The organism is Lachnoclostridium edouardi (genome assembly GCF_900240245.1).
Lineage (GTDB): Bacteria > Bacillota > Clostridia > Lachnospirales > Lachnospiraceae > Lachnoclostridium_A > Lachnoclostridium_A edouardi.
In genome coordinates this window covers 281880-308602 of the sequence record NZ_OESQ01000001.1, presented here as the reverse complement: position 1 = coordinate 308602, position 26723 = coordinate 281880, and the positions used below count along the sequence as shown (strand labels likewise).

At 44.1% G+C, this 26723-nt stretch carries 23 protein-coding genes, 3 pseudogenes and 1 riboswitch; of the genes and pseudogenes, 21 read left to right on the top strand and 5 right to left on the bottom strand.

What is annotated here, in order from left to right; genetic code table 11:
- Positions 1-15: 15 nt before the first annotated feature.
- The 3 genes from C1A07_RS01435 (at position 16) to rpmF (ending at position 2018) form a co-directional block, all read left to right on the top strand.
- Positions 16-1206, top strand: coding sequence for an acetate/propionate family kinase (locus C1A07_RS01435; protein ID WP_101875522.1), 1191 nt, complete (start codon positions 16-18; stop codon positions 1204-1206).
- Between the two features lie 99 nt (positions 1207-1305).
- The gene (locus C1A07_RS01430; protein ID WP_101875521.1) at positions 1306-1833 is read left to right on the top strand and encodes a YceD family protein; all 528 of its coding nucleotides are present in this window, start codon (positions 1306-1308) and stop codon (positions 1831-1833) included.
- A 2-nt stretch (positions 1834-1835) separates the two neighbouring features.
- Positions 1836-2018: a 50S ribosomal protein L32 gene (rpmF, locus tag C1A07_RS01425; protein WP_101875520.1), complete on the top strand. Its 183-nt coding sequence runs from the start codon at positions 1836-1838 to the stop codon at positions 2016-2018.
- A 71-nt stretch (positions 2019-2089) separates the two neighbouring features.
- On the opposite strand, the gene C1A07_RS01420 is transcribed toward rpmF, so the two are convergent.
- Positions 2090-2932, bottom strand: coding sequence for a YitT family protein (locus tag C1A07_RS01420; RefSeq protein WP_101875519.1), 843 nt, complete (start codon positions 2930-2932; stop codon positions 2090-2092).
- A gap of 203 nt (positions 2933-3135) precedes the next feature.
- Between C1A07_RS01420 and C1A07_RS01415 the strand changes: the two genes are divergently transcribed.
- The 11 genes and pseudogenes from C1A07_RS01415 to C1A07_RS01365 form a co-directional block, all read left to right on the top strand.
- Complete coding sequence (locus tag C1A07_RS01415) at positions 3136-4419, top strand: homoserine dehydrogenase (protein WP_101875518.1); 1284 nt, start codon at positions 3136-3138, stop codon at positions 4417-4419.
- A gap of 207 nt (positions 4420-4626) precedes the next feature.
- A complete protein-coding gene (locus C1A07_RS01410; protein ID WP_101875517.1) occupies positions 4627-5406 on the top strand; it encodes a hypothetical protein in 780 nt (259 codons plus the stop codon).
- Positions 5407-5478: 72 nt separating this feature from the next.
- Positions 5479-8877 carry a J domain-containing protein gene (locus tag C1A07_RS01405; RefSeq protein ID WP_101875516.1) on the top strand — a complete coding sequence of 1133 codons (3399 nt, stop codon included), beginning with the start codon at positions 5479-5481 and terminating at the stop codon, positions 8875-8877.
- 15 nt (positions 8878-8892) lie between these two features.
- A complete protein-coding gene (locus C1A07_RS01400; protein WP_101875515.1) occupies positions 8893-10587 on the top strand; it encodes a molecular chaperone HscC in 1695 nt (564 codons plus the stop codon).
- A 109-nt stretch (positions 10588-10696) separates the two neighbouring features.
- On the top strand, positions 10697-11437 hold the full coding sequence (locus tag C1A07_RS01395) for an ABC transporter ATP-binding protein (protein ID WP_101875514.1): 741 nt from the start codon (positions 10697-10699) through the stop codon (positions 11435-11437).
- A complete protein-coding gene (locus C1A07_RS01390; RefSeq protein ID WP_101875513.1) occupies positions 11434-13278 on the top strand; it encodes a COG1361 S-layer family protein in 1845 nt (614 codons plus the stop codon). Before C1A07_RS01395 ends, C1A07_RS01390 begins: the two co-directional genes overlap by 4 nt.
- Complete coding sequence (locus tag C1A07_RS01385) at positions 13265-14623, top strand: ABC transporter permease (RefSeq protein ID WP_101875512.1); 1359 nt, start codon at positions 13265-13267, stop codon at positions 14621-14623. The genes C1A07_RS01390 and C1A07_RS01385 overlap by 14 nt, the downstream gene beginning before the upstream one ends.
- A 29-nt stretch (positions 14624-14652) precedes the next feature.
- Entirely contained in the window at positions 14653-15132 is a 480-nt protein-coding gene (locus tag C1A07_RS01380) for a GNAT family N-acetyltransferase (RefSeq protein ID WP_101875511.1), read from the top strand.
- A gap of 7 nt (positions 15133-15139) precedes the next feature.
- Positions 15140-15220: riboswitch (ZMP/ZTP riboswitch) on the top strand.
- 46 nt (positions 15221-15266) lie between these two features.
- Entirely contained in the window at positions 15267-15983 is a 717-nt protein-coding gene (locus C1A07_RS01375) for an IMP cyclohydrolase (protein WP_101875510.1), read from the top strand.
- A gap of 10 nt (positions 15984-15993) precedes the next feature.
- Positions 15994-17172 (top strand): phosphoribosylaminoimidazolecarboxamide formyltransferase, encoded by a 1179-nt coding sequence (locus tag C1A07_RS01370; protein WP_101875509.1) that lies wholly within the window; start codon positions 15994-15996, stop codon positions 17170-17172.
- A gap of 172 nt (positions 17173-17344) precedes the next feature.
- A pseudogene (locus C1A07_RS01365) lies at positions 17345-17479 on the top strand (LL-diaminopimelate aminotransferase); the annotation flags it as partial.
- 592 nt (positions 17480-18071) lie between these two features.
- Here C1A07_RS01365 and C1A07_RS01350 read toward each other — a convergent pair.
- From C1A07_RS01350 to C1A07_RS01340, 3 genes are all read right to left on the bottom strand, one after another.
- A complete protein-coding gene (locus C1A07_RS01350) occupies positions 18072-18938 on the bottom strand; it encodes an aminoglycoside 6-adenylyltransferase AadE (protein WP_001255868.1) in 867 nt (288 codons plus the stop codon).
- Between the two features lie 205 nt (positions 18939-19143).
- A complete protein-coding gene (locus C1A07_RS01345; protein WP_002584987.1) occupies positions 19144-19773 on the bottom strand; it encodes an alpha/beta fold hydrolase in 630 nt (209 codons plus the stop codon).
- A gap of 25 nt (positions 19774-19798) precedes the next feature.
- Positions 19799-20599 (bottom strand): helix-turn-helix domain-containing protein, encoded by an 801-nt coding sequence (locus C1A07_RS01340; protein ID WP_002584986.1) that lies wholly within the window; start codon positions 20597-20599, stop codon positions 19799-19801.
- A gap of 314 nt (positions 20600-20913) precedes the next feature.
- Here C1A07_RS01340 and C1A07_RS01335 point away from each other — a divergent pair, with 314 nt between their 5' ends.
- From C1A07_RS01335 to C1A07_RS01305, 7 genes and pseudogenes are all read left to right on the top strand, one after another.
- Positions 20914-21327, top strand: a complete 414-nt coding sequence (locus C1A07_RS01335; protein WP_002584985.1) for a cysteine-rich VLP domain-containing protein — start codon at positions 20914-20916, stop codon at positions 21325-21327.
- A gap of 111 nt (positions 21328-21438) precedes the next feature.
- Entirely contained in the window at positions 21439-21834 is a 396-nt protein-coding gene (locus tag C1A07_RS01330; protein ID WP_002584984.1) for a replication initiator protein A, read from the top strand.
- 184 nt (positions 21835-22018) lie between these two features.
- Complete coding sequence (mobV, locus tag C1A07_RS01325; RefSeq protein WP_002584983.1) at positions 22019-22963, top strand: MobV family relaxase; 945 nt, start codon at positions 22019-22021, stop codon at positions 22961-22963.
- A gap of 72 nt (positions 22964-23035) precedes the next feature.
- Positions 23036-23230 (top strand): hypothetical protein, encoded by a 195-nt coding sequence (locus C1A07_RS01320; protein ID WP_002334813.1) that lies wholly within the window; start codon positions 23036-23038, stop codon positions 23228-23230.
- A gap of 145 nt (positions 23231-23375) precedes the next feature.
- Complete coding sequence (locus tag C1A07_RS01315; protein ID WP_071599205.1) at positions 23376-24953, top strand: recombinase family protein; 1578 nt, start codon at positions 23376-23378, stop codon at positions 24951-24953.
- 33 nt (positions 24954-24986) lie between these two features.
- Positions 24987-26075, top strand: a pseudogene (locus tag C1A07_RS01310) (LL-diaminopimelate aminotransferase); the annotation flags it as partial.
- A gap of 125 nt (positions 26076-26200) precedes the next feature.
- Positions 26201-26476, top strand: a pseudogene (locus C1A07_RS01305) (sigma-70 family RNA polymerase sigma factor); the annotation flags it as partial.
- Between the two features lie 69 nt (positions 26477-26545).
- On the opposite strand, the gene C1A07_RS16105 reads toward C1A07_RS01305, so the two are convergent.
- Complete coding sequence (locus C1A07_RS16105; RefSeq protein ID WP_180952146.1) at positions 26546-26722, bottom strand: hypothetical protein; 177 nt, start codon at positions 26720-26722, stop codon at positions 26546-26548.
- Position 26723: the final 1 nt, after the last annotated feature.

Below are 26723 nucleotides of genomic sequence, written 5' to 3'. Positions count from 1 at the left end.
AGGAGATTCTTTAAGATGAAAATTTTAGTTCTCAACTGCGGTAGTTCATCCCTGAAATACCAGTTAATTGATATGGACAATGAGGCCGTTCTGGCAAAGGGACTTTGCGAAAGAATCGGAATTGAAGGTTCCAAACTGACTCATAAGCCAGAAGGAAAAGATAAATATGAAGTAGAAAGCCCAATGCCTGACCACAAGGTAGCAGTGCAGATGGTTATGGACGCTTTAGTTGATCCTGTTCACGGCGTAATTGCCGATACAAAGGAAATTTCCGCAGTAGGCCACCGTGTTCTTCACGCCGGACAGGTTTACAGCGACTCTATTGTTGTAAACGAAGACGTAAAACGCGTTATCAGAGAATGCTTTGACTTAGGACCTCTTCACAACCCGGCCAACTTAATCGGAATCGAGGCTTGTGAGGCGGCAATGCCAGGTGTTCCAAACGTAGCTGTGTTTGACACTGCATTTGGACAGGGCATGGAAGAAAAAGCATATATGTATGCAATCCCAAGAGAGTACTATGAGAAATACGGAATCAGAAGATATGGCTTCCATGGAACCAGCCACAGCTTTGTTTCAAAGGAGGCTTTAAAGTTCGGCGAATTAGATCCAAAAGCAGGAAAAGTTATTGTCTGCCATTTAGGAAACGGCGCCAGCATCTCTGCTTCTATCGGCGGCAAATGTGTGGACACCAGCATGGGCCTGACTCCTTTGGAAGGTTTGATTATGGGAACCAGAAGCGGCGACGTGGACCCTGCTGTTATTCAGTCTATCTGCAATAAAGAAGGAAAGACAGTCAATGAGGTTCTGGATATTCTGAATAAGAAATCAGGTATTCTGGGTATGTCAGGAATCTCCAGCGACTTCCGTGATGTTCAGAAGGCTCAGGGCGAAGGAGATCACAACGCTCATGTAGCTATTGAGGCATTTATTTACCGCGTAGCAAAATACATTGGCGCATATGTGGCAGCTATGAACGGAGTTGACGCCATTGCCTTTACAGCAGGCGTAGGCGAAAATGATAAGCCAATCAGAGGGGCCGTATGCTCTTACTTAGGATATTTAGGCGTGGAAATCGACGACGAGAAGAACAAAGTAAGAGGCGAGAGAACTATGATCTCTACTCCGGCTTCCAAGGTTAAGGTTATGGTTATTCCTACCAATGAAGAGCTTGCTATTGCAAGAGAGACATTAGCTTTAGTTTAGTCAGAAAATAAGCTTTGTCAGCCTGAAAAATAGAAAAAACTGGTTGACAAAAGAAAAACGCGTATGTATAATAGCATAGGTGCGTATTAGGAGATTAATATGCAGATTAACTTATCCGAGTTGTTTACCTGCGAAGGAAAAGAGAAGGATTACACCCCAGATATAGAGATGACCTGTTTTCACGGGCCTGACGGCACATATGAGATCAGGGAGAAAAAGCCGGTAGTTTTACATGTAAAGCATACAGGTGGAAGAAAGCTGGAAGCCACAGGGAAGGCGGCGCTTTCTCTGATGATTCCCTGCAGCCGCTGCCTGGAGCCGGTAAAAGTTGACTTTGATCTGGACATAGATATATCCCTGGACCTTAATCAGTCTGAGGAGGATCGGGTGGAAAATCTGGACGAACAGCCCTATATAAGTGGTAATTATCTGGATGTAGACCAGCTGGTTCGCAATGAACTATTGCTGAATTTACCTATGAAAGTCCTGTGCGATGAGAATTGCAAAGGGATTTGTAATAGATGTGGGCGCAATCTCAACCATGGGGATTGCCAGTGCGAGCGCAGTTCGCCGGACCCAAGGATGTCAGTTATCCAGGATATTTTTAAACAGTTTAAGGAGGTGTGACCATGTCTATTTGTCCAAAGAATAAATCTTCTAAAGCAAGAAGAGACAGCCGTCGAGCAAACTGGAAGATGAGTGCTCCAAACTTAGTAAAATGCAGCAAGTGCGGCGCTTTAATGATGCCTCACAGAGTATGCAAGGCTTGCGGATCTTATAATAAAAAAGAAATCGTTAGCGTTGAAAACTAATTTCAAGCAGTGATTTAAATGAAACAAAGAATAGGCCCTCTGAGAATTTTCTCAGGGGGCTTGTTTTTAAATCATTTCTTAGGACGGTAAATAATTTCATTTACTGTATATACAGTGACAAAGGCGTTTTTATCTGTTTTGGAAATAAAGGACATTAACGTGGCGTACTCGCTTTTATTTACAATAGTCACAATTTCATTTCTGATTTTATTATCATAAGCGCCCATGGCTTCATAAATAGTGGCGCCGCTGTGAAGACTGTGGAGAATAAAGTCTTTAATTTCTTTTTCATATTCTGAAAGAATACAAACCCGTTTTTTTACATTAAATCCAAAAATAAAGTGATCTAAAATAATTCCGTTTAAATAAGTGCCCAGTATACTGAGAACTACAATTTTCTTATCATAAAAGAAAGCTGATGAAAGGGCTACGCACATGCCTGCTAAGGACATAGCCTTGCCTAATTCCATATGCAGGTATTTGTTCAGCAGCTTTGCCACAATATCCAGGCCGCCGGAGGAGGCATTGTGGTTAAACAGCATTGCTAGACCGACGCTGACTAAAAAAATGTAAGAGATTACATCTAAAAAGGGATCATTTGTTATGGACAGATTGTTGGGAAAAAGAAGCTCCAATATTCCTAAAACAAAAGGAAGCAAAATGGAAGTATACACTGTTTTAAGCCCAAAATCTTTTCCGATAAACAGAAAGCCTACAATCAGCAGAAAGGTATTCAGAATAAAGGTAATCAGAGAAATTTTTAATGGTATGATGTTGGCTAATATTATGGCTAAACCGGAAATACTTCCCACTGATACCTGGCTGGGAATCATAAAGAAAAAGACAGCTGATGCTACAATGATAGTTGCAAAAGTAATTACTAAAAATTCTTTAAGTGTTTCCCATAGTTTCATTTTAAGTCCTCCAGAGTATTATATAGTAACTGCCAGGCCAGTGTTTTTGCAGGCCCTGTCTGTTATTGTATCATAGGACAATATTTCCTGCAATAAAAGGGGCGCAGGGAAAATACAGGATGAAAAAAAGAGTTTACTCAATAGCTTTGTATGTGTATAATAGGAGAAAAATCTAAGGAGATACAGAGGAAGGCAGGTAAAGCATGGATAAAAAAGTGATTAAGGCCGCTCTTTTAGGTGTTGGAACTGTAGGCGGAGGAGTATATAAGCTGGCAGAACAGCTGAAGGACGAAATTTTAAGTCAAACTGGAGCCAGTCTGGAAATAAAGAAAATTTTGGTGAGAAATAAAAGTAAAAAAAGGCCGGGAATTCCTGAGGATATTCTCACTGACAACTGGGAGGAGATTGTAAAAGATCCTGAAATACAGATTGTAGTAGAGGTTATGGGAGGCATTGAGCCGGCTCTTACCTATATGATGGAGGCCCTTGCCGCAGGCAAGCAGGTGGTGACGGCCAATAAGGACTTGCTGGCTGAGCACGGAAAGCAGGTTATGGATCAGGCGGGAAGATTTAAAGGAGATATTCAATATGAGGCGGCTGTGGCCGGCGCTATTCCCATTGTGCGGGCCTTAAAGCAAAGCTTAGGAGCCGGGCGGCTGACAGAGGTTATGGGAATTGTCAACGGCACCACCAATTACATTCTGACCAGAATGTCAGACGAGGGGATGGACTATGGACAGGCCTTAAAGCTGGCTACTGATTTAGGGTATGCCGAGGCAGATCCTACTTCTGATGTGGAAGGATATGACGCAGGCAGAAAGCTGGCTATTATGGCATCTATGGCCTTTCATTCCAGGGTTACATTTTCCCAGGTTCACACTGAAGGAATTACGAAAATAACAGCAGAAGATATTCGGTACGCAAAGGAATTCGGCTATGTAGTAAAGCTGATTGCCATGGGCAGAGAGGCAGAGGATGGCATTGAGGTAAAGGTTCACCCTGTGCTCCTGCCTGACAGTCATCCCCTGGCGTCTGTTAAGGATTCCTTTAATGCAGTGTTTGTACATGGAGAGGCCTGCGGGGACGCAATGTTTATGGGAAGAGGGGCAGGAGAGATGCCTACGGCCAGCGCAGTTGTGGGAGATATTATTGACACTATGGGAAATATTCTTCACGATTGCTGTGGAAGAACGGGATGCAGCTGCTACAGGCAGGTGCCTGTAAAGGAGATCGGCTCCACAGAAAGCCGCTACTTTATGAGAATTCAGGTGCTGGATAAGGCCGGCGCTTTGGCCAATATTGCCGGGGTGCTGGGCAATAACGACGTGAGCATCGCCCAGGTTGTTCAGAAGAAAAGCCGGGACGGCATTGCAGAGCTGGTGATCATCACAGATAAGGTGCTGGAAAGCCATTTTAACGACGCTATCGCCATAGTAAAGGGAATGTCAGTTTTAAAGGAAATTTCTGGAATTATCCGTGTGTATTAATAATATAAGCTGAGAAAAATCTATATTTTTAAGTAAAATTATAATGAAATCCTTGAAGGAGGGTAGTTTTATGCGGCCTCTTTCAGGGATTCTTTATTACTATCATTTTTACCTAAAATGTGGTATGATTACCCATAGCGGCGTACTGTTATTGTACTGGAAGCAATGTGCAATACAAACGAAGAAAAATAAAGGAGGTACAGTCAGATGATTTGTCGTAAATGCGGCCATGAGGCAACAGGCAATTTTTGCAATCACTGCGGCGCTTCCCTGAATTTACAGATGGAAGAAGATCCGGAAGAGAATTTTCAGAGGGAATATTTAGATGAAAATAAGGAGGCAGAGGAAGCAGAGCTCCTTGAAGATGATTACATAGAAGAAAAAAGGATAAGCCGGAAAAGACAGAGAACAGAAGGCAGAAAACGGCCTTCCGGCAGGAAAGTAAAAAGAGGAAGGTCCAGAAGAAAAGGAAAAAGCATAGGTCATAAAGGTGCGCAGAAAATGGGAAAAATCCTGGTGTTTGCTTCCAGGTGTATGCAGCTTATTTCATTTGTTCTAATGGCAGGCATGACAGGGCTGATGACATGGACATTCTGGACAGGAAGAGAAGGTCTTGGCAGTATTGAGACAATGGCTGCAGATAAAAATTACAGTCTGGCTGTTTATTTAGGCGCAGCGGCAGGGACTGTGTTAATTGGCCTGATCTGGAGCCTGTGGATTTTGTCTAAGAAGTCTTTTGGAGGGGAAGTGCGGCTGAAAAAATATGATGTGGGAAGAGGATTTCTGCCCTTCCTTTTATGCGCGGCAGCAGTATTTGTATCAGGGATAGCCTTAAATAAGCTGCCTGAAAATCCGGAACAGTGGAGGGGTATGGCGGGAGGACTAAAACTGGCCTTAGGCGCCGTGGATTTTAGAAAAGAGCTGCTTTATACCTGCAGCTTTGCAGGAGCCGGTTTTTCCCTGGCTAGAAAGCTGTTAAGAGTCTAAATCAGAATTAAAATTTGAAGATAAAATTTTTACATAAAAATTTTGTATAAACATAGGAGGAGTGTAGAATTCATGGATGATAAGCAGGCGTTTTTAATATTGGGGATAGATATGTGTAAGGATGAAGACAGCATCCGGAAGGCCTACAGGGAAAAATTAGTAAATGTAAATCCGGAGGACGATCCAGAAGGGTTTAAAAGCCTTAGGGAGGCTTATGAAACAGCATGTCAGTACGTGAGAAAAGAGGACCAGGAAGAGGAGAGGGAACTGACGGAGACAGAGGCCTGGCTGAAAGATATTGAGGCAGTGTACAGTTCTATAAAAAGAAGACAGGATTTGGAGGAGTGGAGGGAATTATTTTCCAGGGAAATCTGTATGAATCTGGATACTGAGGAAGAGTGCAGAAAGGGACTTCTCAACTTTTTGGCAAATCATTTCCGCCTGCCTTCACAGGTGTGGAAGCAAATTGGGGAGACATGGGGCTTTGGGGAGCAAAAAGAGGCTCTTTATGAGGAATTCCCTAAAAATTTTGTAGACTTTGTAGCCGTAAGATGCGAAAAAGGAGATTGGCTTCCTTATGAACATTTTCAGGGAGACGACCAGGGGGAGTATGATTTATTTATCCGTCTGTTTTTTGAACTGTCAGATAAAATGGAGGAGGGCTCTTTAGAGGGAGCAAAGTCTATTTTACAGCAGGCGGACGCTTTGGAAATCCGCCATCCATATATGGAGCTGGAGCGGGCCAGAGTATATTGTCTGGAGGGCAGGAAGGATGAGGCCAATCAAATTGTAGACCAGGTAGTAAGTCTTCTGGGAGATGACGAAAGAGTTGTGTATATAGCGGCCAGAGTGAAATGGGATACAGAGCATTTCGACGAGGCGGCAGAATTTTTCCAAAAGGTGCTTGACATAACTCCTCAGCATGTGCTGGCTAATCAAAAGCTGGGAGCTTATTATTTGGAGAAGCAGGATTATAAAAAGTCTAAGGATTATACAATCAGCGCTCTCCGCACAGGGGCCAGAAGCAAGGAGTTGGACGAGCAGCTGGAGGCTGCCAATGAAAACCTGATTTTATCTTTAGAAAACCAGGTTGAGGAGGAGCCGGAAAATATGAAGGTAAGGCTGGATTTAGGCTGGTGTTATCTTCAAAATGACAGATCAGAAAAAGGAATTGGTCTTCTTTCTAAAAATCAGCCTGAGAAGGAAGATGAAGAGGAATATTATAATCTGTTGCAGAAAATGCATTACAGCTTAAATCAGTTTAAAGAGGCTGAGGAGTGTCTGAAAAAGCTGGAGAATATTCTGGAGAAAAAAACAGAATCTTTAGAAGGCGAGGAAAAGGAAGAAAAAATAGGGAACAGAGTGTCGGTGAATATTATTCTGGCCCGTCTTTATGAAGATCAGTGGGAAACAGAGAAGGACAAAACACAGCTGTTAGACCAGGCTGAGGCAGAACTGAAAAAAGCAGGTTTATTAATGTCAGACCACAAAGGCGTGCTTATGGAATCAGCCAGGGTGAAAAAGCTGAAAGAGGATTTTAAGGCTGCAATAGATTTTTGCACTGAAGTTTTGGAAAAAGAGCCGGATTATTTCCCGGCATATATGATGCGCCAGGAGTGCTACAGCGGGTTAAAGGACGCCAGAGGTGTGATAGATGATTTTTATGCTATGCACGGCCTTTACCCTGGATATGTAAAAATGTATGAGCTGGCGGCAGAGGTGTACTGTGAACTGGATTATCCAGACAGGCTGAAGAATTTAGACGAGATGGCAAAGGAGCAGAATATTTCCAGCCTGCTGTTTGAGTATTATAAGGCCAAGTCATTAAGAAAGCATCCGGAGACAAGAGAAGATGTGGAAAAAAGCCGTAAGATGCTGAGAGACATTTTAGAGAAAAACCATAAAGAGGAAGAGCCGGAAAATAAATTAACAGAATCCCAAAAGGCAGATACATATTTGGAAATCAGCTTATGCTGCGACCAGTTAAGGGATAAGGAAGAGGCTCTTGCCATGGTGAAAAAGGCCAGAGAAATAGATCAGGAAAGTATCTATTATATTTGGATTGAGGCCTTGATGCTTAGGGGCAACAGAAAATATGAGGAAGCTTTAGAATGTTATGAAAAATGCAGGGAAGAGTATGAGGACGTGCCCAGTTTATACTATGGAATTGGGGACTGCTATGTTCATATGGGAAAAAGGCAGGAGGCCATTCCTCTTTTTGAAAAGATGCTGGAGCTGGACCCGGAGGATGCCAGGGCAAACGATATGCTTACAGATATTTACAGCTGGCTTTTGGAAAACAAAAGAGACAAAAAATATTTGGAAAAGGGAATTGTCCATGCAGACCGCCAGCTGGAACTGACTCAGGAGGCCTACTATTACATTGCCAGGGGAATTTTGTATTTAAACGGCTGCGTATGGGATAAGGCTGAGGCTGATTTTATGGAAGCAGCTAAGCTAGATCCGGAAAACGGATACGCGTACTGTAATGCCGGGCGGACCTACAGATATCAGGGACAGTATGAGCAGGCCAGAAAAATGCTGGAAAAGGCTTTCCAGCTGGGAAAAGATGAGGATAATGCATTTTTCTACGAAGAGCTTGGGGTTTTATATTATCAGATTAGAGAATATGAAAAGGCGGCCAAGGTTTATGAGGAGTGCTGCGAAAGGTTTCCAGGAAGAAAGAAATTTCTTCAGAAACTGGCGGATGTATATGAAGAAATGGGAAAATTTAAGGAAGCCTTAGAATGCCTGAAAAAGGCGTATGGCTCCGGCACTGCCAAGTTTTATGAAAAAGCTACTGATATTTATATGAGTATGGATGATTTGAAAAAAGCGGATGCCTGCAATAAAAAGGCGGCCAACAAAAGGGATATGGGAGTTTGCTCCATGACTATTTCCCAGGCGTTGGAGGAAGGAAAAATTGACGATTATTCGTATTACAGCACAAAGGGAAATTTGCTGGCATGTCAGGGAAAATTAAAGGCGGCGGAAAAAGCTTTTTTCCAGTCTGTAAAGGCGGCAAAAGATTCAGGGGATATGGATGATTATGAAGACGCCTTAAAAGAGCTGGCAGAGTTTTTCTATTGGTTTAAAAAGGATAAGGTTCAGGCTGCTAAAATTGCTGAAGAGGGGCTGAAAAGCAAGGAATCCAGGGATTACCTTAATGAGGAGCACATTAGCGACTTATATTATTCCAGGGCCATCCTTTACCGTTGTATTGCAATGTGTCTTTTTAGCGGACAGCTGGAGCGGGCTGAACAATATATACAAAAAATGAAGGCGGCCTTCAGATGCCGTCAGTGCGATAAGCCTATATGTATAGAAGAGGCTGAGATGGATATTCTGCTGGAAGATTTAAAGGGCAGCAGAGAGGAAGCCCTGGAAGGTTGGAAACGGCTGGATCAAATAGGACGGCGCAGCCAGTGGAGATCTGCCATTATAAGAGAAGTGGAAAAGGAGCAGTTATAGGAGGAAGAGACAGAAATGATAGTGGGAATCGACTTGGGAACGACAAACAGTCTGGTCGCTTATTTTTCAGAGGAGGGACCAAAAATCATTCCTAACCGTCTGGGAAAGAATTTAACTCCCTCTGTAGTCAGTATAGATGAGGACAATAATGTATATGTGGGGGAGACGGCAATAGAGCGGAGAGCTTTATACCCGGATACTGTAGCTGACACATTTAAAAGAAGTATGGGAAGCGGACGGGAGTTTAAACTGGGAGCAAAAAAGTTTTCCGCGGAAGAGCTGTCTTCCCTGGTATTAAAGACTTTAAAGGAAGACGCGGAAAGCTATTTGGGAGAGCCGGTGATAGAGGCTGTAATCAGCGTGCCCGCTTATTTTGACAATGAAAGAAGAAAAGCCACAAAGCGTGCCGGGGAGCTGGCAGGCTTTCAGGTGGAGCGCATTATCAGCGAGCCCACTGCAGCCGCTATTGCATACGGACTTTATGAGAAAAGCAGAAATACAAGATTTTTGGTGTTTGATTTGGGAGGGGGAACCTTTGATGTTTCCATTTTAGAGCTGTATGAGAATATTCTGGAGGTGCGGGCTGTAGCCGGGGACAATTATCTGGGCGGCGAAGACTTTACAGATGTAATGGAAAAGCTGTTTCTGGAAAAAGTCCAGATAGATAAGGAAAAGCTGGACGGGAAAACACGGTCAGCCGTCCGCAGACAGGCAGAGCAAAGCAAGAAGAATATTTCCGGAAAAACAGCTGTTACTATGAGCTGCAGTATAGACGGGGAGGTAAAGGAGGCTGAAATTACATACAGCCAATATGCCAGAGAATGTGAGAACCTGCTGGAAAGAATCAGAAAATCTGTAAAGAGAAGTATTTCCGACGCTCACTTAAAGGTTAAAGATATAGATGTAGTTGTTTTAGTTGGAGGAGCTACAAAGCTTCAGGTAATCAGAGAGTTTGTGGTGCGGCTTTTCTGCAAATTTCCTGATATTACTGTAAATCCTGACGAAGCTGTGGCTTTAGGCGCAGCTATTCAGGCTGCTATGAAAGAGAGAAATCAGGCGGTTAAGGAAGTAATTCTCACAGACGTATGTTCCTTTACCCTGGGCACAGAGGTAGTGGTGGAAAGGTCTAAGGGATATTTTGAGGCAGGCCATTTCTGCCCTATTATTGAGAGAAATACAGTGATTCCCGCCAGCAGAACAGAGCGGTTTTATACAGTTTATGACGACCAGACCCAGTTAAATATCAGGGTACTTCAGGGGGAAAGCCGGTTTGCAGACAATAACCTTTTGCTGGGGGAACTTCATATTGCAGTGCCTAAAAATAAAGCGGGAGCAGAGTCTGTAGACGTTACATATACATATGACATTAACTCTATTTTGGAGGTGGAGGTTTTCGTCCTTTCCACAGGGGTGAAAAAGAAGCAGATTATAAAGGGCAAGGATAATGAAATGACAGACCAGCAGATTGCAGAGAGAATGGAAGAGCTGGCTTATTTGAAAATACAGCCCAGAGATAAGGAAGAAAACAAACTGCTGCTGTTAAGAGGAGAACGGCTTTATGAGGAAAGCACAGGGGATGTGAGGCGTCAGATTGAGTTTTATATGAGACAGTTTGAGGAAGCCTTAAATTCCCACAATGAGGGAAAGATTTTAGACGCCAGAGAAAGTTTGAGAGATATTTTAAAAGAAGCAGAAGAGGAATTATTTTAAGTAAGGAATATGTAAGTAATATTAAAAATTTCTCTAAAGACAGGAAATGGCTTTCGTGATATTATAAAACTGCAGAAAAAAAGGCCTATGCCAGATTGGAGAATATTTATTGGAACAGGAACAGCAGCCGATTATTCAGGTAAGCAATCTGTATAAAATTTATAAGGTGGGAACCACAAAAGTATATGCCCTTAACGGGGTGGACTTTACGCTTGGAAAAGGGGAATTCTGCGCTATTGTAGGGCCGTCAGGCTCTGGGAAGTCTACGCTGCTTAATATGCTGGCAGGTCTTGAAAAGCCTACGAAGGGGCAGATTGTAATCGCAGGCACTCATATTGAAAAGATGACAGAGCGCCAGCTGGTTACTTTTCGCAGAGAGCACGTAGGGTTTATTTTTCAGTCATATAATTTGATACAGACAATGAATGCCTGGGAGAATGTGGCTATGCCTTTAACCTTCAGAGGCGTTTCTAAAAAGGTGAGGGAGCCTAAGGCGAAAAAATACTTAAAGCTGGTAGGCCTGGAAAAGCAGATGAACCACAGGGCCAACGAAATGTCCGGAGGACAGCAGCAGCGAGTGGGAATTGCCAGGGCGTTAGTGGTGGAGCCTCAGATTATTTTTGCAGACGAGCCTACGGGAAACCTGGACTCAAAAACCACAATGGAAGTGCTGAAGCTTATGAGGACGATTGTCAGAGAGAGAAACCAGACTTTAATTATGGTTACTCACGACAACCACCTTGCCTCTTTTGCTGATAAGCAAATTCATATTGTAGACGGAAAGATTTGGAAGATAGAGGAAAATTTACATCCCCCAGATGAGAAGTGTGAGGAGGACAACGGGAAATGAAATGGAATCGGGGCATAAAGCGCTTTTTGACCTTCTGTCTGGCAGGAGCAGTGGGACTTACGGGAGTCCTGCCTGGTTTTGAAATATCAGCCTATGCCGGATATGCAGATATTTCCAATAATGAATTTATACATACAGATAAATCTCCCTCAGGAAAGACAGGGAAGATAATGAGTATCCCCTTGATTATTACTAATAACGGAGAATTTGAGGATGATGAAAACATTTGGGTGTCCATTTCTCCGGACAATGATTTTTACGGGGATAAAACTGACGACAGCAGCAATTTATCAGATGATTTTCCATTTGAAATAGGGCAGGATACTTTTAACGAGAGAAAAAAAGTAGGTAAAATTAAGGACGGCCAGTCTAAGCACGTTACCTTGTCCGCCAGAGTACGCCGTGATTTAAGCGACGGATACTACAGAGTCAATATTAGAATTGAGGGCGAAAACAGTGGATACCGGGACGAGTGGATTAATATTTGGATTAAAAAATCTACGGATACATCGGATGACGACGATATAGACGACGGCACAGTAGACTTTGTTCTGGGGGAAGGACAAAGTACTCCCGACGGCACATATCCTCATGTAATGGATTTTAAAATCAACATGAGAAACGCCAGCAAGCTGGAGCTTTATGATGTGACGGTCAGCCTGGAATTAAGCGAGGACAAGGACAAGTATCCTTTTGAGATTAACGATGTAAATTACGACAGACGTTTTGATAAAATAGAAGCAGGACAAACGGTGGAGCTGCCATACAGCATGGCCATCAGATCAGACGTATATACAGGATATTATCCTATAAAGACAAAAATCTATTACAGAGACAGCTCCAATGGATCAGGCCCCTTTGAAAGTGTGGAGCGCACCTTTTATGTGAGAGTCCACAACAAAGAAAAGGAAGATGATTTAGGAGAATTTGACAAAAATGACAGAACCATGGCCAGATTAGTGGTGGACAGGTTTGAAACTGTGCCTGAAACTATTATTGCAGGGGAGGAATTTGAGCTGATTCTCCACATGAAAAATGCATCCTCTGACATTGCGGCCACTAATATTTTGTTTGCCTTTGAGTCGGAGAAGGTTTCTGACAGCGCTATTTTTTCTATGGAATCAGGAGCTTCATCTGTGACGGTAAACAGGCTAAATCCTGGAGAGACAACAGAGCTGCGGATGAAAATGTCTTCAGGGGCAGGAGTGGATCAAAGATCTTATGCCCTTACAATTAAAGAGACTTACGACAGCCCGGAATTTAAAAATGCAGAGGCTACTGTGTCTATAGACATTCCTGTGAAACAAATTGCCAGAATGAATATCGGCACATTTGAGATTATGCCTGACACTATTACTGTAGGCTCAGAAAGCAATGTAATGTTTCCTATTAATAATACGGGAAAAGTAATTTTATATAATGTGATGGTGCATTTTGAGGCAGATTCTATTAACCCGGCAGACGCTTATGTAGGAAATATTAAACCGGGAGAAAGCGGAAATGTAGACGTTATGCTGACAGGAATTGCGCCTACAACAGACGACGGCACAATTCCCATTACAATTTCCTATGAAGATGAAAACGGAACAGTAACAGAAATCGAAAAGTCTCTGCTCCTTAATGTAATAGAGCAGATGCCAGAGGAAAATTGGGATATAGAGGCAGGAAACATGGATGATCTGGAGGCTGATTCTGGCTTTTTCGGAAAACACAAAATTGCTGTGACAGTAGTTCTGTGCGGAGCCTTTTTAGCTTTTGCAGCCGTATTTGTGGAACTGAAAAGAAGGAAGAAGAAAAAGCAGGAGGAAGAGGAAAAGGAGATAGAGGATGAGATTTCTTGACCTTCTCTCTATGAGCGTTAATAATTTAAGAAGAAGGAAGCTAAGGACGGCTCTCACCGTCCTTGGCGTTATTATTGGCACTGCTTCCATTGTAGTGATGATTTCTTTAGGCATTGGCATGAAGGAGCTGCAGATGGAGTTAGTGGCATCTTATGGCAGCATGACGGCCATTGATGTGTACTGCGATATTTATTCTCAGCAGAACAGCTCTGAGGAGCCGAATTATATGAAGGATGAGACGATAGAAACTTTCCGCAGGCTTCCTCATGTAAAGTCTGTAACTCCTATGCTCAGCACATATGTAATGATGATACAGGGAAAGTATCGGGCCAATGTTAATCTGATAGGCGTTACCAGGGAGTATATGGAAGAAATTCCATTAGGCCAGGGCAGTCTTCCCGCTGCTGATTCAAAGGAATTGGAAATGGTAGTGGGAAACTGGGTGCCTCAAAATTTCTCAGACGGAAAAAGCAGCGGCTACTATATGATGGGAGGCAGCAATACAGAAACCTCTGACGTAGATTTAATGGGAAAGCCGGTGTTTGTAATATTTGACACAGACGCATGGTATCAGTCTCAATCGCCATCAGAGGATTCCTCAGTAAAGCCCCCAAAAAAGTACTTAGTGCCTGTGGCGGCCATGGTGGACGGAGGAGAGGGCAATCAGTGGAACGAGTACTACTATAATGTTTATACTGATGTAGAGCAGTTAAAAAGCCAGCTGAAGAAAATTTTCAAGAAAAAGCCAATCCCAGGTCAGCCTACGAATAAAAAGGGAAAGCCTTATAATTATTTTATCTATGAAACGGCTAAGGTTTTTGTAGATGAGGCGGAAAATGTAAAGCAGGTACAACAGACGATTACAGACATGGGGTTTCAGGCTCAGAGTAATTCTGAGTGGATGGAGCAGACAAAACAGCAGTCTAATATGACTCAGATGGTTCTGGGAGGAATCGGCGCAGTTTCTTTGTTCGTGGCTGCCATCGGAATCGCCAACACCATGATGATGTCTATTTATGAAAGGACAAAGGAAATAGGCGTAATGAAGGTGCTGGGCTGCGATATGGGGAATATTAGAAATATGTTTCTCATTGAGTCAGGCCTTATTGGATGTATGGGCGGCATTACAGGAATTGGATTAAGCTATTTCATTTCAGTGATTGTCAACAGCTTTGCAGGAATCAGCAAAACAATGGTAGGAGTGGAAGGAGATATTTCCAGAATTCCTTTGTGGCTTACCGGGTCTGCAGTGGTATTTGCTGTTTTAGTAGGTATGCTGGCAGGTTTCTTCCCGGCTGTAAGAGCTATGAAGCTAAGCCCCTTAGCAGCTATCAGAAATGAATAGAAACCACAAAAAAATTCAGGGAGCTGTAAATGGAAATCAGGCAGATAGAAAAGAATAAGAAAAAGTATTTAGACCTGCTTCTATTGGCAGACGAGCAGGAAAGCATGATAGACCAATATTTAGAAAAGGGACAGCTGTTTATTATGACAAAGGAGCAGGAGGAGCAGGCTGCGGCTGTTGCCGTTGTGACTTGGGAAAGCAGCTGTACTGCTGAACTGAAAAATCTGGCTGTGGCAAAGGAATGGCAGAGAAAAGGTCTGGGAAAGGCTATGGTGGAGTATTTGTGCCAGCATTTTGCAAAGGCAGGGGCCAGGGAGATGATAGTGGGCACTGGCGACAGTCCTCTCACTATTCCTTTTTATGAAGCCTGCGGATTTATAAGAAGCCATATAAAAGAAAACTTTTTCACGGAAAATTACGATCACCCTATATGGGAGGAAGGAGTGCAGCTGATTCATATGATATATCTGAAAAAAAATCTGCTTGCAATTCCTGGAAATATTAGATAATATAAAAATAAGGACGTGCGACTGACGGATCAGTGGGAAAACCACAGGAAGCACGTGGAAGCAAATGTCGACCGTCTGGGCAGTCTTTTGAAAGGACTACCCAGGCGTTTTTTAATTTTTAGGAGGATAAGGGCATGAAAGTATTATCATTAGAGCAGGAGTTAAAATCTAATTCTTACCCTGGAAGGGGAATTGTGCTGGGCAGAACAGCAGACAAAACCAAGGCGGCAGCCGCATATTTTATTATGGGAAGAAGTGAAAACAGCAGAAACAGGGTGTTTGTAAACCAGGGGGAGGGCATCCGCACTCAGGCTTTTGATCCGTCTAAGCTTACAGATCCCAGCCTGATTATTTATGCGCCTGTGCGAGTTTTAGGAAATAAAACGATTGTGACAAATGGGGATCAGACAGATACTATTTATCAGGGGATGGACAAGCAGATGACATTTGAGCAGTCTTTAAGAAACAGGGAATTTGAGCCTGACGGACCAAACTATACTCCCAGAATTTCCGGCGTTATGCATATAGAAAACGGCAAATATAATTATGCCATGTCTATTTTAAAAAGCTGCAATGGAAACCCGGAGAGCTGCGTCCGCTATACATTTGCATATGAAAATCCTCTTGGAGGAGAAGGAAGATTTATTCATACCTATATGCATGACGGAGATCCTCTGCCAAGCTTTGAGGGAGAGCCTAAGCTGGTGGCGATTCCAGACAGCATTGAGGAGATGACAGACCTTCTGTGGAACAGCTTAAATGAAGAAAATAAGGTTTCTCTGTTTGTGCGTTATATTGATATTGCCACAGGAAAATATGAGACAAAAATTGTAAATAAAAATGTGAAATAGGAGAAGAGTAATGAAAGAATTAGAGTTAAAGTATGGTTGTAACCCAAATCAGAAGCCGTCCAGAATATTTATGGACGACGGCAGAGAGCTGCCGATTCAGGTGCTCAGCGGAAAACCAGGGTATATTAATTTTCTGGATGCCTTTAACGGCTGGCAGCTGGTAAAGGAGCTGAAGGAGGCTACAGGACTTCCGGCGGCAGCTTCCTTTAAACATGTTTCTCCCGCAGGAGCTGCAGTGGGACTGCCTTTAGATGAAACACTTGCAAAAATTTACTGGGTGGACGATATGGGAGAGCTTTCTCCTCTTGCATGTGCTTATGCAAGAGCCAGAGGAGCAGACAGAATGTCATCTTTTGGAGATTTTATTTCTCTTTCAGATATATGCGACGCAGATACGGCTAAAATTATTAAGCGGGAGGTTTCAGACGGAGTGATTGCTCCAGGATTTGAGCCGGAAGCTTTAGAGATTTTAAAATCCAAGAAAAACGGCAATTACTGTGTGATTCAGATTGATCCTGGTTATGTGCCTGCTCCTATAGAGAAAAAGCAGGTGTTTGGCATCACTTTTGAGCAGGGCAGAAATCAGCTGGAGATTAACAGAGACTTGCTTAAAAATGTGGTGACAGCCAACAAGGAGATTCCTGACGCTGCAAAAATAGATTTGATTATTTCCCTGATTACCTTAAAATATACACAGTCTAACTCTGTATGTTATGCAAAGGGTGGACAAGCCATTGGAATCGGAGCAGGACAGCAGTCCAGAGTACACTGTACAAGACTGGCGGGAAATAAAGCTGACAACTGGTTTTTGCGCCAGGCGCCTCAGGTTTTAAATCTGCAGTTTGTAGATAATATCCGCAGAGCAGACAGAGACAATGCCATTGACGTGTATATTGGAGACGAATACATGGATGTTTTAGCCGACGGCAGATGGGAAGCTATATTTAAAGTGAAACCTCCCGTATTTACACCAGAAGAGAAGAGAGCATGGTTGGATAAGATGGAGGACGTGGCATTAGGCTCAGACGCATTCTTCCCATTTGGAGACAATATTGACAGGGCTTACAAAAGCGGCGTGAAATACATTGCTGAGCCAGGAGGCTCTGTAAGGGATGACAATGTAATTGAGGCCTGCAATAAGTACGGCATGGCAATGGCGTTTACAGGTATCCGTCTGTTCCACCATTAATAAAAATTTTCAGGCCTTTACAAATGGACAAAAATAGAATATAGTATTGTCATAATTCATAAAAAAACAGTGACAAAGGCGTCATAGAACATAAGGATAAGGGGCTTATTAAGCTCCAGATCCAAAGTGCTATGGCGCCTTTTTGCTTTAAAAGGTAAAGGAGAAAAAGCTTATGTATAAAATTAATGAAAATTTTTTAAAGCTGCAGGGAAGCTATTTATTCAGTACTATTGCAGGCAAGGTGGCGGCATATGAAAAGGCGCACAAGGAAGCAGATATTATACGATTAGGAATAGGGGGATTCACTTAGATAAAGATACCACACCATTCCCACGCTGACTTTTGCTCAACCGATACAGCCGGAGGGCTGGATAACAAGAAAAGGCGGTATGCGCCCCGTAGAGGGGTAGCGTACCGCCTTTTCTTGTGGGGGGTTTCCAAAGGGGGCAACGCCCCCATTTGGCACACGACTTTGCGAAGCAAAGTGTAGTGTGTTATACGCTCTGTCGGCGTTGCCGTGAAAATGCCGTTGCCGCCGGGGAGGGGCGGCAGGAAAACAGGGCTGTGCTTGTGTGGCGTGGAGCCGCAAGCGCAGGTCTGTTTTCATCAGCAGACAGGGCGTATATGAAAGCCCCCGTCCCTCGTCCTACGCTCCGACTTGTGGACAAAGTGTCCCGAAGTTGTGGCTACACTCCCGGAAAAGTAACAGGACAGCGGGTAACCGTCAAGGCTGAAATGAACGGGTTTACACCCGGCCTTGACCGCCACCCGCCGTCCCACTGAATGGGTGGACAAGGCGGCCAATCCCTCAAAGTGCTTGTCCGCGCTCTTTCTGATTTTGAGGTATTCAGTTTTTCAAAATTGAATAATCAAAATAAATTTTTTCGATTGAAAAAATTTTATTTGTTATCATCTTCAATGCCATATTTTTTCTTTTGCCGAATCACATAATTACTGATTTTTTCATCATATAGTGGATACTGGTAATCCAACTGGCATGCCACTTCTGACGAAACCTCCCGGAACAATGCCATACATTGTTCAAAGGATTCCCACATATGGGGATAGGAATCCATATTATAAGTGGACATAAGTCGTTCCCACAATTCCTCTGGGACATATTGCTTCATAAATTTATAGTTTTTTCCCAAACTGAAATGAAATCCCTGTTTGATACCAATCAGCCAGGAAATCATGCGAAGCAATTCTTTTCGTACTATATCATTCATATGGTCAATAGCAAAAAGAATTTCTTTGCGGCATAAGCCCTTTACTACATATGTTGTAGTATTCCAAAATTCATTACAGCAATCGTCAAACATTCTTTGAGTAGGCTTCTGCAAGTGGTAGTCTATATCCGTTGGTATTGGCGGCTTTACGATACGGTTGTCTTTATCCAACAGTAACTTTACCAGTTTATCCCATGTAAAATACTCGTCTATCAGTTCCAGCGGCAGCAAAGTTAAATCTATCTTAACATCATCAGTAAACAGCATTAAATATGAAAATCCCTTTTCTACAGCTGGAAATAATTCCATATCTTCCGGCTTTTGCAGAATCAACCTTTCACCAAATATATCTAGCCATTTATCATCACTTGTGAAGCTGTCCATATCCGTAACAAAAAAAGTAATATCAAAATCCTGAAAATCATCAGGCGGAATATTTGTATTTGTTCTAGATCCTTCCAAAGTAACCATGCGAATGCGTTTGTCTGTTTTTGCAAAATTCAAAACAATATCATAAACTTCCTTTTCTGATCTCATTTTTATCTCCTCCAATTATTGAAATAGGTGTGAAACCATTTTAGGGCTTTCCCGCCTTGATTACCCTTTAGCAAAGACGGGCGGGACTGTCAACGGCGGCGCATGAAATGCGCCGTTCATCTTGACCATTGACTGGCTCGGCTGGCTTTGCTATTTATTTTCTAAACTTTTATGCTTGTAGTTTTCGAGTTTCTTTCAGAATTGTTTAAGAATTTTTCAAATAGTATTCATTCAATATATCTGCTAAGGCTTTTGGATTTTCTTCATTGACAACATGGCCTGTATTCTCAATAATTTTCAATTCTGCGCTTCTAATACTTTGTGATAAGTAATCCGCTGATTTCATATTTGCACTGTCTTTCTTTCCGCAAAGAATTAAAGTGGGGCACTTAATATTTTTCACCCTATCACTGAAATCTAAATTCTTCATAGTGTCCCCTAAAGCAAATGTGTTCTTTTTATCAAATGCCATAGTTTCAAAAATAGATTTTGGTAAAAATCTGAAAATTATATTTTGAAAACTAAATGCTACTTTCGGGACTTTATATGGCGTTCCGATTAAAACTAATGTTTTCACTTTTTGCGGGAAATCCAAAGCAAAATTCAGAGCCAAAATACCACCTAATGAAAGACCGCATAAATGAATTTGTCCGTCAAATTCGTTACAATATTTTACAAATGAAGAATATAGATTTTCGTAGCTTGCCTCTTTCCCTTCAAGGATGGAGGATAAATTTGGACATACAATATCTTCGTTGTTTGTCATGTATGAAATTGTTTTTTCCCAACTTGTTGCTTTGTGTCCTGAGCCGTGAACAAATATTTTTGTTGCCATAAGTATCTCCTTTGAATTTTATGTTTTATTTTCCTGCCTGCTCAATCATCTTCTTCGCCAACTGCTGGAACAGGTCGGCAGTTTCTTTGTCCATCGGCGCAAGCTGTCCGATCTGTCCGGCTATCATCGCTGTTACATCGTCAATGGAAAGCGGGTTTTGTTTCTGCTCCGCCATAGTGTCCCGCATGGCTTGGAACATAGCGGCGGTCACAGCTTCTCCCGGCTGTTCCCCGTTGTCAATGTCTTTCTTAATGTCCCGCAGGATAGCAAGGAACACATTTTTGATTTTCTCTATCTCCGCTTCATGTTCCCCCATCTTCTGAGCGTTCAAAAGCTGTAAATCCTGCTTTGCTTCCGCCCGGTGTTCCGGGTGTTCTTTCATCAGGTCGGACAGGGAAGCCGTTGCCATCTCGATAAGCTGGTTTCGTGCCATTATCCCCTTTGCCGCCGTGTCCTGAAAATAAATCCGTATCAAATCTATCAGCTTGGGAAAATTCCTGTGTTCCAGTAAGCGATTGAGTATTTGCACATCAACAGCACCCGTCACAAGCCCCCTCACGGCTCCCTCGGACAAGCCTAATTCAGAAATATCGTAGCTTTTGCGGACGCTCACGGTAGACAAGCCCAGTATGTAGTCTGTCGATACCTTAAATTCCTTTGCCACACCTATGAGAATATCACTGCTGACCGTTCTCGTTTCGCCGCTGACAATGCGGCTCAACTGGGAAGCGGAAACGCCTATCTTCTCCGCAAGTTCCTTTTGTGTGATATGGTTTCCGTTGCATAAATCGGAAATCCGCTGTCCGGGTGTTCCGGGTAAAGCCATAGACACGCACCTCCTCCGCATACTTCCATTATACAGGATGATTGCAAAAATGCAATTTCCAAAGTGTAAACTTCATCAAAATGCAATTCTCGCAAAATTCCGGGGATTGCATTTTTTTCGTGTAGACTTAGGATAGTTCATCGATGGACAGCACCTTGAAAACAGAATGACCGTCCGAAAAGGAATACCCCGGCTGGGGAAGCACCGCAAGGAACCGGACTTCGGGACAAAATGTCCCGAAGCTGCGGGGAGCGTGCCAAAGCTGGAAATCCTTTCGGGGAAAACGGCAACGGAAAGCAAAATGGAGGGAACGCATGAGAAATAACCCCTATAAAGACTTGCCGCCGCTGGAACGCAGGCCGGACGGTTCCCTTTACCGCATGACACCGGCACAGAGGAAACAGGCGGCCAGCCTGATACGCCGGGAGTGCTGTTGCTGTGAGGACGGCAACTGCATTGTCCTTGACGATGGGGACACCTGCACCTGCCCGCAGACGGTTTCTTTCTCGGTCTGCTGTAAGTGGTTCCGCTGGGCGGTCTTGCCGCTGGACGGGACGCTGGAAGCGGAGATTTTCCGGGATAAGGACTTGAAACGCTGTGTGGTCTGCGGCGGTGTGTTCGTCCCCAAATCCAACCGGGCAAAATACTGCCCCGGCTGTGCCGCCAGAGTTCACAGGCGGCAGAAAACAGAAAGTGAACGGAAAAGGAGGTCTGCTGTGGACAGTTAGGAGCGAAAAAAGCCTTGATTTATCAGGCTTTGCAAGCCCCAAACCGGGGCAGGTGGTATAAAGTATCGCCCGCCCCGGAAAACGGGCTTCTAACCGTCCACAAAACGCACTATGACAAATACCATCTATATCCATCAGCCGGAAAAGGCGTTCAGCTTCACCCGGCTCCCGAATTTCCTCTTTGAAGCCCCCACATTCAAGCCCCTGTCCAACGAGGCAAAGGTTCTGTACGCCTTTATCCTGCGCCGGACAGAGTTGTCCCGCAAGAATGGGTGGGCGGATGACTGCGGACGGATTTTCCTGTATTACCCCATCTGCGAGGTGGTTGACCTGCTCCACTGTGGGCGGCAGAAAGCGGTGAACACCCTGCGGGAACTGCAATACGCCGGACTGGTGGAAATCCAGAAGCAGGGCTGTGGAAAACCCAACCGCATTTTCCCAAAATCCTATGAAGCGGTTCCAAACACTGACTTCAAGAAATCCCGTTCTGGTACGCCGGAGGACTGAAAACCGTACCCATGAAGTACGGAAACCGCCCCTCTTGAAGTACGAAAACCGGACGGTATATAGAAATACAAAGATTAAAATGATTTATTTATATCCATTCCATTCCTATCGTATCAGAGATAATTCCGGCGGGATTTTCCCTGTGGAAAACCCCGGATAGGAAAGGAATGGGGAAAGGAGCAGAATGGCACAACACGCAATTTTGCGGTTTGAGAAGCACAAGGGCAACCCGGCAAGGCCGCTGGAAGCCCATCACGAAAGACAGAAAGAACAATACGCCAGCAACCCCGACATTGACACAAGCCGGAGTAAATACAACTTCCATATCGTCAAGCCGGAGGGACGCTATTACCACTTCATTCAGAGCCGTATCGAGCAGGCTGGATGCCGGACGAGGAAAGACAGCACACGGTTTGTCGATACGCTGATAACCGCCAGCCCGGAGTTCTTCAAGGGGAAATCCCCAAAAGAGATACAGGCGTTCTTCCAAAGGGCGGCAGATTTCCTCATTGGCCGGGTAGGACGGGAAAATATCGTGTCGGCGGTGGTACACATGGACGAGAAAACGCCCCACCTGCATTTGACCTTTGTTCCGCTGACAAAGGACAACCGCCTGTGCGCTAAGGAGATTATCGGCAACCGGGCAAACCTGACGAAGTGGCAGGACGATTTTCACGCCTATATGGTGGAGAAATATCCCGACTTGGAGCGTGGGGAAAGTGCCAGCAAGACAGGCCGGAAGCATATCCCCACCCGGATTTTCAAACAGGCGGTTTCCCTCTCCCGGCAGGCAAGAGCCATTGAAGCCGCCCTTGACGGCATTAACCCGCTGAACGCCGGAAAGAAAAAAGAGGAAGCCCTCTCCATGCTGAAAAAGTGGTTCCCGCAGATGGAGAACTTCTCCGGGCAACTGAAAAAGTACAAGGTCACAATCAATGACCTGTTGGCGGAGAATGAGAAGCTGGAAGCAAGGGCAAAGGCCAGCGAAAAAGGAAAGATGAAAGATACGATGGAACGGGCAAAGCTGAAAAGCGAACTGGACAATTTACAGCGGCTGGTTGACCGTATCCCGCCGGATATACTGGCGGAACTGAAACGTCAGCAGCGGCACACGGTAAAGGAAAGGTGATAGATATAAGCAGAAATTTTCGCCGCCTTTGTGCGGCATTGTACCTTGAAAACTGAATATGGAGGACACTGGATGGCAAAAAGCGAAAGCGATATTTTCACACCCCGGACAGGGCAGGTCATACAAGCAGAGAACGGCACGCAGTATTTTGTATGTGGGAACAACCGTATAAAAATCTCCGAACACTTCGCCGCAGGCGGGAAGCCCCTCGGTGATCTGATTGTAGATGTGGTGCGGCATACCGCAGAAAAAGCCGCTTCAACCTGATAGCCCATCATTGATAACACGCCCACGCTTATGATATAATTGCCATAGAGCAAAAGTATTGTAAGCGTGGGTTGTTTCTTTAGAAGGAGGATTTTTAACGGTGAAACAACCTTACAATACTACGATTTACAACACGGCGCTTTATATGAGATTGAGCCGGGACGATGAAAACTATGGTGACAGCGTAAGCATTGAAACACAGCGGACAATCCTGCAACAGTACGCAAAGGAACAGGGGCTTCATGTAGTCGGTGAGTATGTGGACGATGGCTGGTCGGGGACGAACTTTGAACGGCCGGATTTTCAGCGCATGATGGACGATATGGAAGCCGGAAAAGTAAACTGCATTGTCACGAAAGACCTGTCCCGTTTCGGGCGGGAACATGTGATGATGGACTACTATCTGGAATTTCTGTTCCCGGAGAAACGGGTTCGCTACATCGCCGTTGCGGAGAATGAGGACACAGAGAAAGGGCTTTCCGATTTTGTCCCGTTCAAAAACCTGTTCAATGAATGGTTTGCGAAAGATACAAGCCGCAAGGTAAAGGCCGCTTTCAAAGCAAAGTTTGCCACAGGACAGCGTATCGGCGCCTATGCTCCCATCGGGTACAGGAAACACCCGGAAATCAAAAACAAGCTGATAATCGACGAGGAAACCCGCTGGATAGTGGAGAAGATTTTTGACCTTGCTATTCATGGCAGAGGGGCGGCCAGTATCACAAGAATACTGATTGCGGAAAAGGTTCCCACACCGGGATTTATCAACTTCCAGCGTGACGGGACTTTTGCAAACATCTATGCGGGTGCGCCGGAGGAAAAAAGCTACGCATGGACGATAGCCCAGGTCAAGAGCATTATGAAAGACGAAACCTATATCGGCCATACCATTCATTACCGGGAAACGAACATTTCCTTTAAGAACAAGCGGAGGGTACGCAAGCCCCAAAGTGAATGGGTGCGGGTGGAGAACACGCAGGAGCCGATTATCAGCGAGCAGGTTTTCCGGCAGGTACAGGAGCAGATAGCAAACCGCCGCAGGAAGTGCAAGGATGGTACAACGCAGATTTTTTCCGGATTGGTAAAATGTGCGGATTGCGGCTGGTCGCTGTCCTATGGGGAGAACAGGCAGAACAGCAAGCCTTACGGCCATTATCATTGTAGCAAGTACGGGCAGGGCACACGCCAATGCTCCATGCACTATATCCGTTATGATGTGCTTTATGCCTATGTCCTCTCCCGTCTGCAATACTGGTCGGGGCTGGTACAGCATGATGAAGAACGGCTCTTGAAGCAGCTGTTAAATGCCACTGATAAGGGACAGGCTGCCGCAAGAAAGAAGCAGGCCGCAGAACTGAAAAAGGCAGAGAAGCGAAAAGCCGAAGTCGATACTTTGTTTGCCCGGATGTATGAGGACTGGGCGGCGGGGCGTATCACGGAATACAACTTCTCTATGCTGTCCGGGAAGTACCAAAGCGAACAGGCTGAACTGGACGAAAAGATTGAACAGCTTCAATCCGCTATCGCCACTGAAAGCCAGAACGCCGTAGACGCAGAAAAATGGATTGCCTTGATGAAAGAGTGCGTCAATCCAACAGAACTGACCGCCGAACTTTTGAATATGCTGATTGAAAAAATCGTTGTCCATGAAGCGGTCAAAGGTGAGGACGGAAGCCGGGAACAGGAGGTAGAAATCTTCTACCGCTTTATCGGCAAAATTGATTGAATGATACCAATATCTTTAACTATGTGATACCGGGACGTCACCCTTCCTCTGGCTCCGGCAGTAATAAAGGCTCTTCACAAGGCTGTGGACGAAATGGCGCAGGCAGAAACATTCCGTGGCTATGCGCCGGAACAGGGATATGAGTTTTTGCGGGAAATGATTGCGGAGAATGATTTTAAGGCTAGAGGCTGCGAGATCAGCGCTGACGAAATATTTATTTCAGATGGAGCAAAATGCGACTCTGGAAATACTCAGGAGTTGTTTAGCCAGGATAATAAAATTGCAGTCTGTGATCCTGTTTATCCTGTATATGTAGACAGCAATGTAATGGCGGGAAGAAGCGGGGAATTTAATAAGGCTACAGGCAGATATGAGGGTCTGATTTATATGCCCTGCAGAGAGGACAATGGATTTGTGCCTGATTTTCCTAAGGAAACGCCGGATATTATATATCTTTGTTTTCCTAATAATCCAACAGGAGAGGCGATCACCAAGGAGGCTCTTCAGAGATGGGTGGATTACGCCAACAAAAATAATGCTTTGATTATATATGATGCAGCATATGAGGCCTATATTTCAGACCCTCAGATTCCTCATTCTATTTACGAATGTGAGGGCGCCAGAACGTGTGCTATGGAGCTGCGCAGTTTTTCTAAAAAAGCAGGATTTACAGGCCTTCGTCTGGCGTTTACAGTTGTACCAAAGGACCTGAAAAGAAACGGAGTATCTTTGCGGGATATGTGGAACAGGCGCCACGGCACAAAATACAATGGGACGCCTTACATTGTGCAAAGGGCCGGGGAGGCAGTTTATTTGGAGGAGGGAAAGACTCAGATTCAGCAGCAGATTCAGTATTATATGAGAAATGCCCAGGAGATTTTAAAAGGACTGAAAAGCGCAGGTTATACAGTATATGGCGGAGTGAATTCTCCATATATTTGGCTGAAAACTCCAGACGGACTTAGTTCATGGGAATTTTTTGATTTTCTTTTGGAAAAAAGTAATATTGTAGGAACTCCAGGCTCTGGCTTTGGGCCTGCAGGGGAAGGCTTTTTCCGCCTGACTGCTTTTGGCAGCTATGAAAAAACGAAAGAGGCCATAGAGCGGATTAAAAATAGCTGAGAAATTACTTAGAATAAGCAGAAAGTTCATGGAGGACCAGCTGAAATAGAGAAAAAAAACTTGTAAAAGCACTATAAATCTGAAGAAAGCATAAGATAAAATAAATAGCGTTAAGGTGGCTTTCTTTGAAAACTTTCCCCAAACCATTGACAGCAGGAGAAGAAAGAGAATATTTAGAGCGCTGTAAGGAAGGTGACCAGTCGGCCAGAGATGTTTTAATTGAGAGAAATATGAGATTGGTGGCCCACGTGGCGAAAAAGTATCAGGGTACTGACTATGATATGGAAGATTTGCTGTCAGTGGGAACAATCGGACTGATCAAGGCAGTGAATACATTTAAAGTAGATAAAGGTTCCAGGCTTGCTACATATGCGGCCAAATGTGTAGAAAATGCTATCCTAACACAACGGAATTTTATATAAAAAATAGTTACTCAGTTTTTTGCTGAGTAACTACTTATAGGGGCAGAACTATACAGTTTCTTTTATTATTTTTAAAACAGAGTGGAGGAGCCGTGATTTTTCTTCACCGGGGCATGTCATAGACTGAATATATTCCAGAATAAAGCTGCCGTGGACATCTGCCACCTGCCGCGCCAGCTCTTTCTGAGCCTGTATGTCTTTGGGAAAATGAAAAATAATATCCAAT

Coding starts and splice junctions, on each gene's coding strand:
- C1A07_RS01410 (WP_101875517.1), top strand. CDS start 4,627: ATGATTTGTCGTAAATGCGGCCATGAGGCAACAGGCAATTTTTGCAAT.
- C1A07_RS01420 (WP_101875519.1), bottom strand. CDS start 2,932: ATGAAACTATGGGAAACACTTAAAGAATTTTTAGTAATTACTTTTGCA.
- C1A07_RS01415 (WP_101875518.1), top strand. CDS start 3,136: ATGGATAAAAAAGTGATTAAGGCCGCTCTTTTAGGTGTTGGAACTGTA.
- C1A07_RS01315 (WP_071599205.1), top strand. CDS start 23,376: ATGAGATTGAGCCGGGACGATGAAAACTATGGTGACAGCGTAAGCATT.
- C1A07_RS01435 (WP_101875522.1), top strand. CDS start 16: ATGAAAATTTTAGTTCTCAACTGCGGTAGTTCATCCCTGAAATACCAG.
- C1A07_RS01405 (WP_101875516.1), top strand. CDS start 5,479: ATGGATGATAAGCAGGCGTTTTTAATATTGGGGATAGATATGTGTAAG.
- C1A07_RS01335 (WP_002584985.1), top strand. CDS start 20,914: ATGAGAAATAACCCCTATAAAGACTTGCCGCCGCTGGAACGCAGGCCG.
- C1A07_RS01330 (WP_002584984.1), top strand. CDS start 21,439: ATGACAAATACCATCTATATCCATCAGCCGGAAAAGGCGTTCAGCTTC.
- C1A07_RS01375 (WP_101875510.1), top strand. CDS start 15,267: ATGAAAGTATTATCATTAGAGCAGGAGTTAAAATCTAATTCTTACCCT.
- C1A07_RS01345 (WP_002584987.1), bottom strand. CDS start 19,773: ATGGCAACAAAAATATTTGTTCACGGCTCAGGACACAAAGCAACAAGT.
- C1A07_RS01340 (WP_002584986.1), bottom strand. CDS start 20,599: ATGGCTTTACCCGGAACACCCGGACAGCGGATTTCCGATTTATGCAAC.
- C1A07_RS01350 (WP_001255868.1), bottom strand. CDS start 18,938: ATGAGATCAGAAAAGGAAGTTTATGATATTGTTTTGAATTTTGCAAAA.
- C1A07_RS01390 (WP_101875513.1), top strand. CDS start 11,434: ATGAAATGGAATCGGGGCATAAAGCGCTTTTTGACCTTCTGTCTGGCA.
- C1A07_RS01430 (WP_101875521.1), top strand. CDS start 1,306: ATGCAGATTAACTTATCCGAGTTGTTTACCTGCGAAGGAAAAGAGAAG.
- C1A07_RS01320 (WP_002334813.1), top strand. CDS start 23,036: ATGGCAAAAAGCGAAAGCGATATTTTCACACCCCGGACAGGGCAGGTC.
- rpmF (WP_101875520.1), top strand. CDS start 1,836: ATGTCTATTTGTCCAAAGAATAAATCTTCTAAAGCAAGAAGAGACAGC.
- mobV (WP_002584983.1), top strand. CDS start 22,019: ATGGCACAACACGCAATTTTGCGGTTTGAGAAGCACAAGGGCAACCCG.
- C1A07_RS01385 (WP_101875512.1), top strand. CDS start 13,265: ATGAGATTTCTTGACCTTCTCTCTATGAGCGTTAATAATTTAAGAAGA.
- C1A07_RS01380 (WP_101875511.1), top strand. CDS start 14,653: ATGGAAATCAGGCAGATAGAAAAGAATAAGAAAAAGTATTTAGACCTG.
- C1A07_RS01400 (WP_101875515.1), top strand. CDS start 8,893: ATGATAGTGGGAATCGACTTGGGAACGACAAACAGTCTGGTCGCTTAT.
- C1A07_RS01370 (WP_101875509.1), top strand. CDS start 15,994: ATGAAAGAATTAGAGTTAAAGTATGGTTGTAACCCAAATCAGAAGCCG.